Origin of the sequence: Ensifer sp. LBL, assembly GCF_050435225.1 — a bacterium.
GTDB lineage: Bacteria > Pseudomonadota > Alphaproteobacteria > Rhizobiales > Rhizobiaceae > Ensifer.
This window is the reverse complement of sequence record NZ_JBNDJY010000005.1, coordinates 661,538-678,452: the sequence shown is the minus strand read 5'-3', so window position 1 is coordinate 678,452 and position 16,915 is coordinate 661,538. Positions and strand designations below refer to the sequence as shown.

General features: G+C 61.6%; 17 protein-coding genes and 1 riboswitch. Of the genes, 7 read left to right on the top strand and 10 right to left on the bottom strand.

What is annotated here, in order from left to right:
• Positions 1–11: 11 nt before the first annotated feature.
• Positions 12–1,352: an ABC transporter substrate-binding protein gene (locus OKW20_RS23065; protein ID WP_429175725.1), complete on the bottom strand. Its 1,341-nt coding sequence runs from the start codon at positions 1,350–1,352 to the stop codon at positions 12–14.
• 284 nt (positions 1,353–1,636) lie between these two features.
• Positions 1,637–2,839, bottom strand: coding sequence for an MFS transporter (locus OKW20_RS23060; protein WP_429175722.1), 1,203 nt, complete (start codon positions 2,837–2,839; stop codon positions 1,637–1,639).
• A gap of 164 nt (positions 2,840–3,003) precedes the next feature.
• On the opposite strand from OKW20_RS23060, the gene OKW20_RS23055 reads away from it, so the two are divergent.
• Both OKW20_RS23055 and OKW20_RS23050 read left to right on the top strand, forming a co-directional pair.
• Positions 3,004–3,906 carry a LysR family transcriptional regulator gene (locus tag OKW20_RS23055; protein WP_043612101.1) on the top strand — a complete coding sequence of 301 codons (903 nt, stop codon included), beginning with the start codon at positions 3,004–3,006 and terminating at the stop codon, positions 3,904–3,906.
• A gap of 113 nt (positions 3,907–4,019) precedes the next feature.
• Positions 4,020–4,457, top strand: coding sequence for a winged helix-turn-helix transcriptional regulator (locus OKW20_RS23050; protein ID WP_429175718.1), 438 nt, complete (start codon positions 4,020–4,022; stop codon positions 4,455–4,457).
• Between the two features lie 31 nt (positions 4,458–4,488).
• Here OKW20_RS23050 and OKW20_RS23045 read toward each other — a convergent pair whose 3' ends face one another.
• The 6 genes from OKW20_RS23045 to OKW20_RS23020 form a co-directional block, all read right to left on the bottom strand.
• Complete coding sequence (locus tag OKW20_RS23045) at positions 4,489–5,118, bottom strand: flavodoxin family protein (RefSeq protein WP_429175716.1); 630 nt, start codon at positions 5,116–5,118, stop codon at positions 4,489–4,491.
• 154 nt (positions 5,119–5,272) lie between these two features.
• On the bottom strand, positions 5,273–5,755 hold the full coding sequence (locus tag OKW20_RS23040; RefSeq protein WP_429175713.1) for a Rid family hydrolase: 483 nt from the start codon (positions 5,753–5,755) through the stop codon (positions 5,273–5,275).
• A gap of 50 nt (positions 5,756–5,805) precedes the next feature.
• Complete coding sequence (locus tag OKW20_RS23035) at positions 5,806–6,396, bottom strand: TetR/AcrR family transcriptional regulator (RefSeq protein ID WP_429175710.1); 591 nt, start codon at positions 6,394–6,396, stop codon at positions 5,806–5,808.
• Positions 6,397–6,564: 168 nt separating this feature from the next.
• The gene (locus OKW20_RS23030; protein ID WP_429175708.1) at positions 6,565–7,368 is read right to left on the bottom strand and encodes a GntR family transcriptional regulator; all 804 of its coding nucleotides are present in this window, start codon (positions 7,366–7,368) and stop codon (positions 6,565–6,567) included.
• A 197-nt stretch (positions 7,369–7,565) separates the two neighbouring features.
• Positions 7,566–8,654 (bottom strand): porin, encoded by a 1,089-nt coding sequence (locus OKW20_RS23025; RefSeq protein ID WP_429175705.1) that lies wholly within the window; start codon positions 8,652–8,654, stop codon positions 7,566–7,568.
• A 683-nt stretch (positions 8,655–9,337) separates the two neighbouring features.
• The gene (locus OKW20_RS23020) at positions 9,338–9,802 is read right to left on the bottom strand and encodes a hypothetical protein (protein ID WP_429175704.1); all 465 of its coding nucleotides are present in this window, start codon (positions 9,800–9,802) and stop codon (positions 9,338–9,340) included.
• 306 nt (positions 9,803–10,108) lie between these two features.
• Between OKW20_RS23020 and OKW20_RS23015 the strand changes: the two genes are divergently transcribed.
• Complete coding sequence (locus OKW20_RS23015) at positions 10,109–10,609, top strand: DUF1801 domain-containing protein (protein ID WP_429175701.1); 501 nt, start codon at positions 10,109–10,111, stop codon at positions 10,607–10,609.
• A gap of 72 nt (positions 10,610–10,681) precedes the next feature.
• Here the strand turns inward: OKW20_RS23015 and OKW20_RS23010 are convergent, their stop codons facing one another.
• Positions 10,682–12,070, bottom strand: coding sequence for a hypothetical protein (locus tag OKW20_RS23010; protein WP_429175699.1), 1,389 nt, complete (start codon positions 12,068–12,070; stop codon positions 10,682–10,684).
• A gap of 285 nt (positions 12,071–12,355) precedes the next feature.
• Positions 12,356–13,057, bottom strand: a complete 702-nt coding sequence (locus tag OKW20_RS23005; RefSeq protein ID WP_429175696.1) for a DUF899 domain-containing protein — start codon at positions 13,055–13,057, stop codon at positions 12,356–12,358.
• A gap of 173 nt (positions 13,058–13,230) precedes the next feature.
• On the opposite strand from OKW20_RS23005, the gene OKW20_RS23000 reads away from it, so the two are divergent.
• The 4 genes from OKW20_RS23000 (at position 13,231) to OKW20_RS22985 (ending at position 16,913) form a co-directional block, all read left to right on the top strand.
• Positions 13,231–13,554: an ArsR/SmtB family transcription factor gene (locus OKW20_RS23000; RefSeq protein ID WP_429115065.1), complete on the top strand. Its 324-nt coding sequence runs from the start codon at positions 13,231–13,233 to the stop codon at positions 13,552–13,554.
• A 192-nt stretch (positions 13,555–13,746) separates the two neighbouring features.
• Positions 13,747–13,939: riboswitch (cobalamin riboswitch) on the top strand.
• 150 nt (positions 13,940–14,089) lie between these two features.
• On the top strand, positions 14,090–15,106 hold the full coding sequence (locus OKW20_RS22995) for an ABC transporter substrate-binding protein (RefSeq protein ID WP_429175690.1): 1,017 nt from the start codon (positions 14,090–14,092) through the stop codon (positions 15,104–15,106).
• Entirely contained in the window at positions 15,103–16,155 is a 1,053-nt protein-coding gene (locus OKW20_RS22990; protein WP_429175684.1) for a FecCD family ABC transporter permease, read from the top strand. The genes OKW20_RS22995 and OKW20_RS22990 overlap by 4 nt, the downstream gene beginning before the upstream one ends.
• A complete protein-coding gene (locus tag OKW20_RS22985) occupies positions 16,152–16,913 on the top strand; it encodes an ABC transporter ATP-binding protein (protein WP_043612076.1) in 762 nt (253 codons plus the stop codon). Before OKW20_RS22990 ends, OKW20_RS22985 begins: the two co-directional genes overlap by 4 nt.
• The last annotated feature ends 2 nt before the right edge of the window (positions 16,914–16,915 follow it).

Below are 16,915 nucleotides of genomic sequence, written 5' to 3'. Positions count from 1 at the left end.
CCCGCAAGCAATCAGCCGTTGGTCTCGATGATTTCGGTCCAGGCCTGGTGGGCGTCGGCGATCGCCTGTTCCGCGCTTTTGGTGCCGGCGAGCACCAGGGCCAGTTCGTCGGTCAATGCATTTTCGAGTTTCGGCGCGTAGACGGCGGTTGGCCAGGCCAGGCTGTTTTCCAATGCGCCATCATCGAGTAGCGGTTGCACCAGCGGCTGGAAGTCCTTGAACTTCTGCGATTTCAGCCCCGATTGGCGGTCCGGGTCGATGCCCGATCCGGTGAGCGCCAGAAGCTCCTGGTGGTAGTCCTTGCCGGTCGCAAACTTGATCAGATCCCAGGCGACATCCTTGTTCTTCGATCCGCTGGTGATCGCAAAGCCAAAGCCGGCATTGAAGGCGAGGCGGGGTGTCTTGTTGCTGCCGCCGACGGGAATGCGCGCCACGCCCCACTTGTCCACGATCTTCGAGCCCTTGGGATCCTGCGCATAGCCGCCGAGATCGGTCCAGAAGTCGATCTGCGCCGCCTTGCCGTTGAGAAAGGCTGGCAGCCCCTCTTCGAAGCGGGTTTCGAGTGGGGTCGGCAGCGCGTGGGGTGCCGACGCAAGAAGCGACTTCAGAGCCTCGACCGCCTCCGTGCTGTCGAGCGCCGAGGTGCCGTCCGCTTTCAGGAAGTTGCCGCCGAAGCCGGTGAGCCGGTTGGCGTAGGTGGACAGAATGATGACCGGGATCTTCGCGCCCAGAACCGCCGCACCATAGATCCCGTTCTTCGATTCCGCCTCGGTAATCACCCGAGCGTTCTCGTTGTATTCGTCCCAGGTGGCCGGCGCCTTCAGGCCGTAGCGGTCAAACAGCTCGCGGTTATAGAAAAGCAGATGGCTGTCACCGTCATAGGGCAAGCCATAACGGCGGCCGTCATGCAGCGTGTACTGGTCGTAGATGGTCGGGATGAAGTCTTCCGGCTGGATCTCGGCCTTGTCGCGCTCGATGAGATCGGTGACGTCCTCGATCACGCCATCGTCGGCCAGCTGCCCCTTGTAGGTATAGAAATAGTCGATGACGTCGAACTGGTTGGCGCCCGACTGCACGTCCAGCGTTGCCTTGACGCTGACCTGGTCGTAGGGCACCGCCGTGACGTTGACCTTGGCTCCGGTCAGTTTTTCGAAATCCTCGGCGATCTTCTTGCCCGTCACGACGTGCGGCTGGATGATCAGGAGATTGACCGTGCGGCCGGCATATTTGGTTCCGGATGCAAGCGCCGTCGAGGAGGCAAGCGGCGCGACGAAGGGCAGGGCGCCGGCAGCGGTGAGCGTTTTCAGCACACTGCGGCGGCGATACGCCTGGCTGAAAATGGAACTGTGCATGGGATCCTCCGTCGAAATCTGGGCTTAGCCAGCGTTGTCATCCTCGCGGGCGGAGCGGGTCCGGCTCACGTGTTGCCAGCATCATGGGCGAGAAGTCCCGATCATTACACATATAGTCTATGTGTTTTATGTATTATTGTGGAATGATTTTGCTGCTCTCTCCCCGTAGCTGGAGTAGGAATTTCTTCGAGAGATTGTCCGGCCCGCTGGAGCCGGGACGACAGCCGTCCCGGTCCACGCCGGCGGAAAGAATGCGATCCGCTCGCCAAGCCTCCGATGGTCCATCAGCCTTGGCCAGTGGCTGGACGTTTCGCTTTCAACACGAGCAGAATCCCGAGGGACGGCAGTATGCCCGCCAGGAGCAGGTTGGTGCCGAGATCGAACTGATCGACAATGCGCCCACCGGCAAAGGATCCGACGGCAATGGCGATGTTGAAGATCGCGACGAACAGCGCCGTTGCGACTTCGACGTCGGAGGGTGCCGACTTCATCATCCAGGTTTGCAAGGCGACCGAGACGCCGCCATAGGCGATGCCCCACAAGATGAGGACGATGATACCGCCAAGAGGCGAGTGTCCGAAAAGGGCAAAACCGACGAGGACGGCGGCAAGAGCTGTGGCAATGCATAGCAAGGTCGCGCCGGTGCGCCTGGCGGCGACGGGGCCGGCAACAAAGTTTCCGCCGATCCCGGCTGCTCCATAGGCAAACAGCATGAGCCCGACCCATTCTGTGCCGATGCCGGAAACAACTTCCAGAAGCGGACGTATGAAGGTGTAGGCCATGAAATGCCCTGCAACGAACAGGAACGTGATGGCCAGACCAAGCTGGATCCGGCGGTTCGAGAGCTGATTGCCGAACTGGCCGAGCCGGATGGCCTGATGGACAGGCAGAGCAGGCAAGGCGCAGAGATTGACCACGAGCACGATCCCGCAAAAGACCGCCATTGCGGCAAACGCGAAGCGCCAGCCCGCCGCATCACCTATCATGGCCCCGACCGGGACGCCAAGAACCGAAGCTGCCGCAACGCCGCCGAAAATGATCGCTGTCGCAACCCCAATCGATCGGCCCGACACCAGCCGTGGCGCAAGGCCTCCGGCAACGGCCCAGATGCCGCCCATGCAAAAGCCGACAAGGATGCGCGCTGCCAGAAGCAAGCCGATGGTGTTGGCGAGCGCCGAAACGATGTTCGCAACAGCTAGCAGCAGCAGAAGCGTGGTCAGGATGCGCCTTCTGTCGATCCTGCCGGCCACGAGCACGACGGTGGGCGCAAAGAGTGCGGCAAGCAGTGCCGGCAGCGAGAGCATCAGGCCGGCGGTCCCCATCGACGTTTGAAGGTCGTCTGCGATCGGCGTCATCAATCCGACGGGCAGCATCTCGGTCGTCACGACGCAGAAGGTCGCCAGGCCGGCGTTATAGACCGGCAGCCAATTTTCCCTCTTTGTGCCTCCCTTTGATTGCAGACCGTCGGTTTCTTCCTGGAGTTTCATTCGCTTGCCTCGTTCATTCGGGCGCGGGCCGCGATGTGGCGCCGCGCCCATCCCATGTCCCGTTGCCGGGACGTTGCGAGGCATTGTTTACTGTTTCCGAAAGTTGGATAAACTGTCGTGTCATGGAAACAAAAGGGACGATTCGTCCCCAATAGGATCTTGCGATGCTGGACCATCTCGGCGATGTGCGCGCCTTTGTTCGTGTCGCCGACGACCAGAGCTTCACCTTGGCGGCCGAGCGGCTCGGTCTTTCCCGTTCGGCGGTCGGCAAATGCGTCGCGCGTCTTGAAGACAATATGGCGACGCGGCTCATTCATAGGACGACCCGCAGCGTCAGCCTCACCGAAGAGGGCCGACTCTTCTACGAACATGCGATCAGGATCCTGTCGGAAGTGGACGACGCGGAGTCCGCCCTGGCACAGCGGCACCAGGCGCCAACAGGGCGCCTTCGCATCGACGTGCCGATCGCCCTCGGCAGGCTGCATATCCTGCCCGTTCTCCAGCGCTTCCTGAACAGCTGGCCCGAGGTGGACGCGGAGGTCTCGTTTTCGGATGAGTATCGCGACATCGTCGGCGACGGCATCGACGTTGCCGTTCGTATCGGCGGGCCGACCGACAGTCGCCTCGTGCGGCGGGTCCTGGCGTCGCACCGGCTCATAACCTGCGCTGCGCCTGACTATTTGCAGCAACGCGGAACGCCGCGCACGATCGACGAGCTGACGCGCCACGACAGGATCGGCTTCAAGCACGCAAGCGGACCAGTGCCGTGGCACTACAAGGTGGGCGGCGAAGACCGGGACGTCGGCGTTCAGGGAAACTTGCGTCTCGGAAACACCGAAGCCATTCGCGATGCTTGCCTCGCCGGAATGGGTGTTGCGCAACTGGGCGCATTCCTGGTGGGCCGCGACATCAGGGAAGGAAGGCTTGTGCCCTTACTCGAAGAATTCGAGCGCGACGAGCCGCCGGTTTGCGTCGTCTATCCGACGCGAAAGCATGTTTCTCCAAAAGTCCGCCTTTTCATCGAGGCCATTCGGGCGGAATGGGCGGCCGGTGCGCCCTGGGCATAACTCCGGACGCCGTCCTGCCTTCGGCTTTGCGGCTCGCAACTTGTGAGCCGCAATCGCGCGCACTACCTGTGAGGCGTGAAATGCGGCCGCCGCAACGGCATGTCCTTGAGGTGATGATGAAACTGCCCCCGCAAGCCGGCGCTCCGTCTGCAAGCAATCCCGACGTGTTCGACGCCTCCTGCTCGGCCCGGCACGCGCTCGAACTGATATCGACGAAATGGGCGATCCTCATCATGTCTGCGCTTGCGGCGGGTCCGATGCGCAATGGTGCGTTGCTGCGCAAGGTCGAAGGCATTTCGCAGAAGATGCTGACCCAGACGCTGAAGGACCTCGAGCGCAACGGGTTGGTGCAGCGTCACGATCAGCAGACGAACCCGCCGCATGTGGAATACAGCCTGAGCGCAGTCGGCCTGTCTCTCAGCGAAACGCTGATCAGCCTCGACCTATGGGCGGAGCGGAATTTTCCGGAGCTGGACCGCTTCCGGGAAAAATACGATACGGCCGCGAGCGAGGCAAAGGCAGCCAGGCGGCGCAAGATGCGCTTGCCGTAGCGAAAGGATATTGCGCGCCGCGCAAGGCGGCTCACGCCCAGACGCGGCCTGATCGCGGCGTGTCGATCTGGTAGTCGGAGGTGTGAGCGCTGAAGAAGGTCCGGCCGAAGTGGCGCGCTCGCGCGACCGGGTCGCTCGGATCGCGGTGTATGTCGCTGCGTGCGTTGCCATGGCCGTGCACCACGCCAACGAAGGTCGAGCGCGTGTAGCGGCTGAATTCCTGGAACTGATGCTGCGGACTGGACGAAACGGTGGGGTAGGTCTCTTCCGAGCTGAGGACGAGACCGATCCGTTTTCCGGTCATCTGCGCGACCACGGACGCCGATTGCGGATGCGACGCAGCGACGTAGCAGAACATTCGATCGAAGAAAGCCTTCAGTTGCGCAGAGACGCCATACCAGTAGATCGGGCTTGCGGCGATGAAGCCGTCAGCGGGTAGGTAGCAACCGAAGAACGCGCGCCGGAAACCGTCGTCGATCCCGCACTCGCCGTCGGGCATGCGACACTGGCGACAGTCTCGAAGCAGCCCCGACAGGATGTCGTCGGCCCGCACCGTCTCGACTTCGTGGCCCGCCTCGCGCAGGCCTTCGGCGACGGCATTCGCCATTGTCGCCGAGTTTCCGTCGCGTCGTGGGCTGGAGCAGAGAACCATTGCCTTCATCGATATCATCCTCAAACAGCGGGTAACCTGGAAAGTGAAACTCCAGGGCTTTGCTGCAGGCGTATCGGGCGCAGGGGCCGCCTTACAAGTACGCACCTTAGGGTGCCTATGTCGCGGGCACTCCCGCTCTTCCGCTATTCGGTTCGTGCCGATGCTAGGCCCGGCCTCCGCGTGAAAGCGGGGCAAAGGCGGTCGCCTTGATTTCCACCAAGCCGCCCTCCGGGTTCAATTCCGCGACGGCCAGCTCGACACATGCCGGGTAGGGCGCCGGGAAAAATTCGTCCCGGACCTCGGCGATCGTGGCGAGCTGCCCGCCCTTGTCGAGCGCCAGCCGATCGCTGCCGAACACATGGAACATCTGCAATTCCACAACATCGCCAAGACCCGCCTGAGACGCTTCCAACAGTTGCTCCATGAGCGTGAACACATGGCGCAGTTCGGTGCGGAATTGCTCGGCATCCATCGGCGTCGGCTGCCGGTTGCAGGCGACAATGCCCGACAGAAAAACAAAATCTCCGGCGCGCCGCGCCGGGGCGTAGTGGAATTGATCGACATCGTCCTTGAGCACGGCAGGCACGATGACCTGGCCTGTTGTTGTCGCATGGGTGTGAACGGTGACGATGTTTTGATCCTTCATGGTTTTCTCTTTCAGGATTGTTTGTGGCGTGCGCGCCTTACGGTCGTCCGTTATGAGAGCGCGACCATCGATGGGGCGATGAGGGCCTGCAATTCGTCCCTTGTGGCGCCGTCGCGCGCCTGCATCGAGAGGCCCTGCATGATCGTGGCGTAGTACCTGGCCAAAGCCTGGACGTCGGCCGATGGCGGTAGATCACCCTCGGCGACGCCGCGCCGCAGCCGGACAAGAATATGGTTTTCGGTCTCCTTGCGAATCTGTCTGAGAAGGTCGCGCAGCGGCAGGGAGTCGGTCTGGCAATTGACCACGCCGAGGATCAGCAGGCAGCCCGCCGATTGTGGCGCGCCGAGAGCCGCGTCGATGCTGGCCGATAGCATCGCAACGATCGCCTCGCGGGCCGTCTTACCAGCATCGAGTGCGCGCCGGGTGCCCGAACCGACGGTTTCGACATAAAGATCGACCGCCTCGCGAAAGGCTGCGTCCTTTGAGCCGAACGCGGCATAGAAGCTCGGAGGCGTAATCCCGAGCGCGGCAGTCAGGTCGTTGAGCTGGGTCGCCTCATAGCCCTTCGACCAGAACACTTCCATGATCAGGCGAAGCGCGTGATCGCGGTCAAAACTTCGCGGTCGTCCGCGGCTCGCCATGATGTCCGTCCGTCGTGATTTATGTAGTGATATTTATATAAATAGCGCTGCGCGGAAACAAGCGGACGCACGGATTTTATGTAGTCAGGATTATAGAATTTAGGCTCGAGCAAATGGCACGAAGGGGCCGCGGATGCGAGCGGGGTCGCCGCGTTCGCCCCATGGGGCTCAATTCAGGCCCAGGATCTCGCGCAGGTTCACATTCTCGCCATCGGACTGGGTGTCCAGCGAGGCTTTCAGTTGGCCTATCCGCTCGCGGACAAGGACAAGTGCGCCTGCCGCATCTCCATCCGTCAGGCGCGCGAGGATCTGCCGGGAGTAATCCGACTGCCTGCCTGCCGGTTGCACGCTCTGGTGAAGCGAAAGTGCGAGCGCGAGGCAGGAGGCGTTTCGTTCCCATTCTCGGGCAAGCGTCCCGTTGCCATGAACCAGGCAAAGCAGGCTTCCAAACTCGATGTCGAACCGGCGCAGAAGCCGGAAATCATGGGCTGCCTCGGCCTTTTCTTCCGCCTTGGCGTGTTGCGCGATCCGGTCGAACTGGGAGGCGGCGATGGATGCGTGGTTCGTCGCGATTTTCTGGACGACGAATGTCTGCAGCGCCTCGCTCATTTCAAGCATCTCGAAAGCCGATTGCAGCGATGGGGATGCGACGTAGGCGCCCTTGTTGGGCGGCAGGAACACCAGCCCGTCCTGTTCCATGATCATGAGAACCTTGCGCATGACCGTGCGGCTGATCCCGTAGATGTCACACATCACGAGCTCTTCCAGCTTGACCCCAGGCTTCAGCTTGCGGTCGATGATGGCGTTCCAAAGGTCAACGTGGATCTTCGCCTCGATGCCACTCAAGGATGCACTTTGCATCAATGCGGCATCTTCGCTCTGCAAGGCGGGAGAGAGGTAGTTGAACTTTGGCATCCGGGACCCGATTTCCGTAAGGCGTTCGATAAGCTTTACATGGTTCAGCAGCAGCAAATCAATCGCTGTCGGATGTATTGCGCCAAACTGTATCGATGGATTCCGATTGCGAGATGGGAGGAAGACTATCCCGGTGGCGTGGTTTCGGATCGAGAGAACGGGCCAAACACAGGAAGCCTTGCTGAAAGGTCCACGAAAATATGCCCGCAACCGATACAGATTGCGGGCATATTGTCGTCAGTTAATCTCTTCCGTTAGAAGCTACGCTGCAGGCGGACGAAGCCCGACACGTAGTCGTCGTTCTTGGACTTGCTGCCCTTGAAGGTGTCGTTGTAGTCGACCTTGACGTAATTTACGGTTGTACGGATATCAAGACCTTCGGTGATCTTGTAGTCTGCCGTGACGCCGACCTTCCAGGCATTGCCGTTGCCAAAGCTTTCGTTGGGCGATGCAGCGCCTCTCCAGGCCGCGTTGAAGAGAACGTTCCGGCGCAGATCGCCGAAATACTGAGCGCCGGGTGTGATCGCCAGCCTGTCGGTGACGTTGAGGCGATAGGAGGCCGCAACGCTCCACTTGGACGTGGACCAGTAGGAGTTCGGGTCCGACGACCAGACGGCAAAGCCCTGGAGCACGCCCGGGCCGAGATCCGCCGACACCAGGCCGCGGATGGCGCCCTGCTTCACCTCGGTGTCGTAACCGCCGAGCAGGTCGAAGGATGCGCCGCCGAGCGAGACCGAAACGATGCCTTCGACGCCAACCCCGTTGTTCTTCGAGGTTAGGCCTTCGAGCTCGTCGATGGCGATACCTGCCTGGAACGCGCCGGCGTCATAGGTGTAGGAGATCGAGTTGAAGACGGTCGTGTCGTTGCCGCTGATGTCGGTTTCGCCGTTCAGACCCTTGTCCCACCAGCTGGCGAAGTGGCCAGCACGCAAGCCCGCGAGCTGGATGTAGGCTTCGTCGAGCTTGAAGTTGTTGTGGGCGTCGTTGTCGGTATCGGCCTGAATGGCGATGTAGCTGGTGAGCGCGCCGTATTCCGTATCGTTCTTCGCCTCGAGGATCAGCTGCGCGCGGGCAAAAGCATCCCAGTCTGAAGTCGACTGCTTGCCTTCCCAGCGACCAGCGCTTTCGCGCGGACCGAAGTTCGTCTGGAAGCGTACATAACCGCCGATGCGCAGGCAGGTTTCGGTTCCGGGAATGTAGAAGAAGCCGGTGCCGAATGCGTCGCAGACACGGACATATTCCGTCGGCTCCGGTTCGGCCGCGATGATTGCGTCTGCCGCCTGGACGCTGGACGTCGCCGCGATCGCGGCAGCCGATCCCAAAAGTATGCTTTTCATCGTCATGGGAAAATCCCTCTCATTGTTCGATCAGGCAAGATGGCCGCATCACCCGATGTGGATCCGCGACCTACTTGCTTCGCGCTGTGGTTGTTGGCGCCACCCGATCTTCGGCTGGCCAGCGCATGCAATCGGGTATCACGATTTTACCAAAAGTGAATTCGTAAAGTTTATAATCTCAATTCAAAATTACAGCATGATCGATCCATATTGCAAAATTGCTACATATTAGCATTTCACCAGGCTGAATTCCGTTGGCGAGACGTTTGCTTTCATGATGGCTATGATCTCAATTGAGATTAATATTTTTATGTATTGACTTTGAATCGTGCGGTGTTAGAAAAACGCTGCCTTGAGAAGAAGGCGATCTCCAAGTGGTCAACGCCGCCAGTCCATCCCTGCGACTGGCGGCGTTCGCTTTTGGCTCCGCGGCAACGCGAATCGTCTCGCCTCGGCACGTTGCTGGAGCGGCGCAAGCGGGCGGCAGGGGACGGGCTCTGGCCATCGCCCGACGCTGCAGATCGACGAGGGCAGGCAGCAAGCGCTGCCGGAAAGATGGCGTCCGGTTTCCGCAACGGTTGTGCCGGTTCTAATCGGAGAGCTTCGGGATCGGGCAGGCGTTGTGCTGGTGGAGCGCGAACGCGCGGACACGACTGCAACCGCAGCCGTGTGGGCGGAAGCCGCCTTTTTCAGCCCAGGCGGGCTACGGCCATTCGGGCATGCTCATAAGGACTGTAGCACTCGGATCCCTGCAGGCGCGCGACGATGGCTATGGGATCCCAGATCGGCTTCGTTTGCGCCGTGAAAAGATCGGCAGACAGATGATGATCCTGTGCCTTGAAGTGGCCGTCGCGGACGCCGTTCTCGATGATACCTCCGACGATGCCCTGAAGCCGTCGGAGATGTTTGCGGGGGACCGGTCGATCGATGGCGAGAAGCAGGGCTTCGCGGCGAGGCGATGCGGCCGTCAACACGTGCAGGCTCAGGAAGTGCAGGCTGAGGCGGTGCTGGTCGAGAAGGTGGTCGACGAGCTTGTCCGGCGCTTCGACCGGTCGGCGCGCGTTCGCCGTTGCAACGGCAATCCGTTCTTTCAGCACCCTGAGAATGACGGCATCAAGGTGGTGTCCGGCGGTCAAGGTGTTGATGGAGAGCACGCTCGAGATCCCGAATGGTGGCTCGTGACGAGCCGCTGCTGCACATGTCCGGGATCGCAGGGATCCCGACCGTCTGCATGCCATGACCCTACGGCGATGGAGAGATGCCGTGCCGATTGCCAATACTTGGCGAAGCGTCTTGCGGATCGAGTTGCAGTCCGCAACGCAGCTGAAGCTGGAGGTTCATCCTTGACCAATGCATAGCTGGATGGCTATGTGTCGTGCATAGCCATTCGGGTATGGACTCCGTGACCGTGTCGGAGGATCCGACCCGCGACGAACTGACGGAAAAGTCGAGGTCCGCGCATGTCTGAGAAGAAAATCGGAAAGAACGCATCGAAAGCTGCTTCCGCTGCGCCAAGGGCAACGAGCGGACGCAAGACTCCGCCGACAAAGTCGGCCGATGGCGTAGTCCTCCTGACCGGCGGCAACCCGCAGATCGCCAAGGGCTATGGAGACGCCCCGATACAGCAATACATCGCTGCGATGCCGGGATGGAAAAGCGATCTGGGCAAACGTCTTGACCGGCTGATCGTTGAGGCCGTTCCCGGTGTCGAAAAGGCGGTCAAATGGAACTCTCCCTTTTATGGCATGGAAAAGGATGTCTGGTTCCTCGGCTTTCACTGCATGACGAAATACGTGAAGGTCGCTTTCTTCCGCGGCGCGCAGTTCAGCCCCATGCCGCCCGGCACGTCGAAACAGCCGGATGTGCGCTATCTCGACATCTATGAGGCCGACGAACTCGACGAGGCGCAGTTCCTGGACTGGGTCAAACAAGCCAGCGAGCTGCCGGGCGAAAACATGTAAAGCGTCGCCGCAGCGCGAATCCGCCGCCGCCCGGAATGGCCGGGCCCGGCTTGCTTCCCCACAAGCGGCACCTTAATCGGCGTTGCCCACCATGAGGACCTGCATGACTGTGGCCATTGCAGGGTCGGTGCCGGTGGCATAGTCGGCAAAGCTCGTCGAGCGCGGGATGTCCGGCTGAAGCGGGCCTGCCGGAACGTCATAGGCGTAATTCAGGAGGAAACAGGTCCTGATCTCCGACAGGCTGCATCCATGCTCCCAGTCGTGATAGGCCGTCGAATAGCGGATGGTGATCTTCGAGTTCGGCAAAACCGTGCGGCCGCCTTCACCCCAGAACTGCAGCCGGTCTCCCATCGGCTCGCCGACAAGAACTGTGCGCGTCCCGCCGAAATGCCTCAGGCGCGCCGCCGTGCTGATCGCCGCCGAAAAGGTGTTTGCGCTGGTCAGCACAAACAGCCGTCCGTCAGGCGGCAGGATGGCCGGGAGCCTTTGCGAGAAATCGGCGGTCAATTCGTAGTTACCGCCATTGTTGAACCGCAGATCGACGACTGCATTGCGTATGGGCTTTTTCTCCGCTTCATCCAGCATCTTGGCGAGCCCCTGCGACAGGCCTTCCGGCGCTCCATCCCTGATGCGGTTGATCTGGACATAGAGCAGATCGGGCAAGGGATAGTGGTGCCAATAATTGGCGTCGGGGCGCGTGAGATAGGCCGGCAGCGTGACGTCGTCGAGCACGTGCTGCCACCCGGCGTCGCGACCGGTCTGCGACAGGGGACTGAAATCGCGTCGAGGCCAGACATGGGCGTTCAACGGTTCCGGCGCGCCGGGCGTGGCAAGAAGAGGGATCTGCGCGACGTTTCCATCCTTTAGGCGGATGAGATAGGCGCTTTCCCGCGGGCTTTCGGCAAGGCCGGCTGCATGGAGCAATTCCGGCGAAATCGCGACATTCGGGACGAATTCCCTGGCGAGATTGGCGGGTCCGCCGAAATGGGGCCGCAGCGCATCGACAAAAGCCTCCGTCGCCCGTCCATTCACTTCAAGGATCTCTCCGCCCAGAAGGTGCGATTGGTCGCCTGTCGCTGCGATCACGAACAGGCCTTCGGCAAACCAGCCGAGCCGGATCGGAACCGCATTGAAACTGTGGCCACCGACGAGGCCGACGACGCTGGTGTGCCCATTGTCTGCGATGGCGACCGCCTTTGCTGCCGCCATCGCCAGGCCGGCGCGGTCGAGATCGTCGGCCCGTTGTTCGATCGCATCAAGGGAGCCCGTAAACGCTGCCTGGGCGGCTGGCGAGAAGCTTCGGTCAACCTCGATCAGGCGCCGCAGATGGGCAAGGTCCTGCCTGTTGCGTTCCAGTTGCGAGGCTGCGGCCGGAAAGTCGCTCCGGGGATAGGTCTTCAGCGTTGGGTAGAGAATGACGGCAAGCGGCGCGACCACCAGGAGAAGCAGGGCGGCCAACATGATCGATGCAATCCGAACGCGTCGCCGCCAAAACCTCTTGCCGCTCGGTGCCGGACCGTCCTTGCGGTTTTGCGTCGCGTTTCCCATCGATTGCCGCCCCCATCGGCGCGCCTCTTAGAAGCGCGATCCATCCCCACGTTCGGCGCTCCGTGCCGGGCCGGTGGCATCCCTTCACCATTGCCGCGATCCCTGTTCGGGTTCGCGGCAATGACGCAGGTCTGGCGATCGGCCAGACAAGACGTAGGAGCGGTGGCTCGACAATTCCATGTTCGCCGCCGCGGAAAATCAGAAGGCCGGTTCGGTCCCGTATTCGTCGTGCCGCCGGTTCCAGACATAGGGTTCTGTCTGCGGCCATCCCGCAGGAGAGGCTTCCCATGTTTCCTGTCGACCGTAGGGCGTCAGATCCAGATAGGTCCACATGCTGCCGAGATACTCCACGCCACGCGCACCGTTGAAATAGGTGCGGTAGATATGATCGCCGTCCCTGAGGAAGACGCTGACGCCATGGCGCTCGCTGGTCCTTGTCGGGTCATCCGGATCGGCGACCGTGGCTCCCATGTCGTGGTTGAAGTCGCTCGCCATGGAAGAGTACCAGACCGGGTGCTGCCACTGCATCCGGGCCTGGTATTTCTGCAGCGTCTCCAGCGGCGCGCGCGAAATCAGCACGATGGACGTATCGCGTGCGTTGAGATGCGCCGGATGGGTCATCGCGTCCACGACCCAGGAGCAGCCGTCGCAGCCCGCCTTCCATCCGGGCGCGAACATGAAGTGATAGACGATCAGTTGCCGCCGTCCGTCGAAGAGGTCGGCGAGGCTTACCGTGCCTTCGGGCCCCTCGAACGAATAGTCCTTGTCGATCCTGACCATCGGCAAGCGCCGGCGCTCGGCACTCACTTCATCGCGTGCGCGGGTGAGTGCCTTCTCCCTGGCAATCTGTTTTTCGAGTGCGGCTTGCCACTCGTCCATTGAAGCGATTTTAGGCAGCATTCTCAATCATCTCCCTTTGGGGCGGTTTGCTTGGAGGTGTCGGCGCAAGGCTGAACTCCGACCGACGGAGTCCAGCCATCAGGCTCGGTTGGAGTGCTCGCGAAAGCTCGCAAACCCGTCTCATCGGCGCCGTCTCCGTTGCGTCCGCTTTCAATATGTTGTAAAAACATAACGTGTCAAGCAAGCAGGACGAAGATCTGGTTTTCAAGGCATTGGCTCACCCGCGCAGGCGGGCGATGCTTGATCGTCTCAAGGGCGAGGCGCAGACCACGGGCATGCTCTGCGCGGCCTTTTCAGACATGGATCGCTGCACCGTGATGCAGCATCTGAACGTGCTGGAGGACGCCGACTTGATCATCGTCAGGCGGGCAGGACGCGAGCGCTGGAACTATCTCAATGCGCTGCCGATCAAGCACATTCACGACCGCTGGATCAGCGACTATGCCGCCCATGCCGTGGCCATTCTCGACAGGCTGAAGACTGGCCTCGAAGGGTAAGTCTGAAGATGGTGTGAATTACGGATCACTTAAACAGTATTCATTTGCGTATAGTTTTCGACAATCGGCAATGTTCTCCCTATTTGCGGGGAGTGATATTTAGTGAAATTACGAGACGCGAAAGAATTTCTACCTTTCTTGGCAAGTGGTTTCGAAAGCGCCGCTTTCATGCTTGCGCTCCACTCGTTCGTTGAGTAGTGAATTCTCGTCGGTTTCCGAAAGGAAATAACAGGGAATTCGCCGCGGCTCGCCGCGAAACGAAACTGCCCCCGCAACTGTAGGCGGCCAGTCCTCTCTCGAAAATGCCACTGGACGATGGTCCGGGAAGGCCGAGAGGGAGCCAAGACCCGTCAGTCAGGAGACCTACCGACACCTGTAACTGAACAAGCCGGGCGGGGTGTCCGGGGAGGTTGTCGATGTCGTTGGTCGCGCCACAAGTGCCGGCTGTCGATGTTCTCTTGAACATCGGTTCGATCATTGCGTCCTGGCTCGTCCCCTCCGATCCGCGCGATCAAAAGATCGGAGACAATGTGCCATGACCGCTTCGCGTTTCCTGCTTGCCGCCTCTGGCTTCGCCTTCTTCGCCACCGCCGCTGCTGCCGAACCCACCGCCTATCCGCTGACCCTGGACAATTGCGGCGAGGCGATCACCTTCGACAAGGCGCCGGCGACTTCGGCGACCGTCGGGCAGGCGGCAACCGAGGTTCTCTACTCGCTCGGCCTCGGCGACAAGGTTACGGGCACGTCGGTCTGGTTCAATGACGTGCTGCCGGAATTTGCCGAGGTCAATGCCAAGGTTCCGCGCCTGGCGGACAACGACCCGAGCTTTGAAAGCGTCGTCGCCAAGAAACCGGGGCTCGTCGCCGTGCAGTTCGTCTGGCACGTCGGCCCCGAAGGGATCGTTGCGACCCGAACCCAGTTCCACGAAGTGGGAATTCCGACCTATGTCCTTCCGGCCGACTGCGTCGCCAAGGACAACTCGGTGGGTGTGGACGGCACGCGCAGCGCGCTCTTCTCGACTGCCAGCATCCATCAGGGCGTGCGTGAACTCGCGCAGATCTTCGATGTTCAGGACAAAGGCGAGGCATTCGTCGCGGAACTCGCCAAGCGTGAGGCCAACGCCATCGAGCAGGCCAAGGCGCTCAATTTGAAGGATGTGTCCGCGGCCTTCTGGTTCTCCAGCGCGGAGATGGACATCGATCCCTATGTGGCCGGCCGGAAGGGAGCGCCTGCCTACATGATGGACAAGCTCGGCATCCGCAACGTGGTCGGCTCCGACGAGGAATGGCCGGTCGTCGGTTGGGAAACGATCGCCAAGGCCAACCCCACCATGATCGTCATCGCCAAGATGGATCGCCGGCGCTTTCCGGCCGACGACTACCTGAAGAAGATCGAGTTCCTGAAGACCGATCCGGTTGCCAGCCAGATGGACGCGGTGAAGAACAACCGCATCGTCGTCATGGATGCGCACGCGATGGACGCCACGATCAGAACGGTCGCCGGCATCGAAGTTCTCTCCGCTGCGCTTAAGGATTTCGGGTTGGCGAAGTGAAGACCGGCCTCTCGCGGCGCGCCCCTGCTTCCCGGCTTGGCCGGGCAGCCACGGGGACATTGGCTCTGTTTGCCGCCGTTCTTTCCGGAACCTGCATCGGCGAAACGCCGATACCCGTCTTGACGGTTCTCCAGACCTTGGCGAACAAGATTTTCGGCGCGACCTATGGGCTCGATCCCATCGATGTCGGGATCATCTGGAACTACCGCCTGCCGCGGGCGATCGTTGCCGCCTGCTGTGGGGCGGGCCTCGCGGTTTCGGGCATGGTGCTCCAGTCCCTCCTGCGCAACGCCCTGGCGGATCCCTATCTTCTCGGCATCTCCGCCGGCGCCTCGACCGGCGCAGTGGCCGTCACTGTCGCAGGCCTCGGCGCCGGCGCGGTCTCCATGTCGCTCGGCGCCTTTGTCGGTGCCGTGACAGCTTTCCTGATGGTGGCGATCCTCGCTCGTGCCGCCGGTGGCGGGGTCACCCTGCGCGGAACAGGGCAGATCGTGCTTGCCGGCATCGCCGGATCGCAACTCTTCAACGCGCTGACCTCTTTCATCATCACCAAGTCGGCCAATGCGGAGCAGGCGCGGGGCATCATGTTTTGGCTGCTCGGCAACCTCAGCGGTGCGCGGTGGCCGGACGTCTGGCTGGCCGTGCCCGTGGCCCTTGTCGGGCTCGGCGCCTGCATCTGGTATGCCCGTGCGCTCGACGCCTTTTCCTTCGGGGCGGAATCCGCCGCCTCGCTCGGCGTGCCCGTGCGGGTCGTCCAGGTGGTGCTGATCGGCCTTACCGCGCTGGTGACGGCCGTGATGGTCAGCATTGTCGGCTCCATCGGCTTCGTCGGGCTCGTGATACCGCATGCGGCCCGTTTCCTGGTTGGTGTGCGTCATGGCCGGCTCGGCCCGGCAACCGCCCTCATGGGGGCGGTCTTTCTGATCGCGGCGGATATCCTGTCGCGGACGATCGTTCCTGGCCAGGTGCTGCCGATCGGCGTGATCACCGCCCTGGTTGGGGCACCGGCCTTTGCCCTGATCCTTATCCGCGGGAGGCGCCGATCATGATCCTGGAAGCACGCGATCTCGGCTGGTCCGTCCGCGGCAAGGCGATCGTTTCCCATGTAGATCTCGCCGTGCGGCAGGGAGAGACACTCGGCCTTGTCGGCCCCAACGGCTCCGGCAAATCGACCTTGATGCGGCTGCTGGCCGGCATCGTCCGGTCGACGTCGGGCGAGGTGCGGATCAACGGGCAGATGCTGCACGCCATGCCACGCCGCCAGGCTGCCCAGTTGATCGCCTTCCTCGAGCAGCAAGCCGAGACGACGGAAGCGATCTCGGTTCGCGATGCGGTCGAACTTGGCCGCACGCCCTGGCTCACGCCGCTGCAGCCCTGGTCGGCCGAAGACGACCGGATTGTCAGGCAAGCGCTCGACGATACCGATATGGCGGGCTTCGAAAACCGTTCGTGGGCAACACTTTCCGGCGGGGAACGCCAGCGGGTTCACCTGGCGCGGGCCTTGGCGCAACAGCCGCAGGTCCTGTTGCTCGACGAGCCGACAAATCACCTGGATATCCAGCACCAGCTTTCGATCCTGAAGCTGGTGGCTGACCTGCCGATAACCTCCGTGGTCGCCTTGCACGATCTCAACCAGGCCTTTGGCTGCGACCGCGTCGGCATGATGTCCGCCGGCCGGCTGGTGGCGCTGGGGCCGCCGCGTGAAGTCCTGACCGTCGAACGGATCGCCGCCGTCTTCGGTGTTCGTGCGAGCATCGTCGTCGACCCCGAGGACGGAACCTCCATCTTCCGCTTTCATTCAGCCTAGCA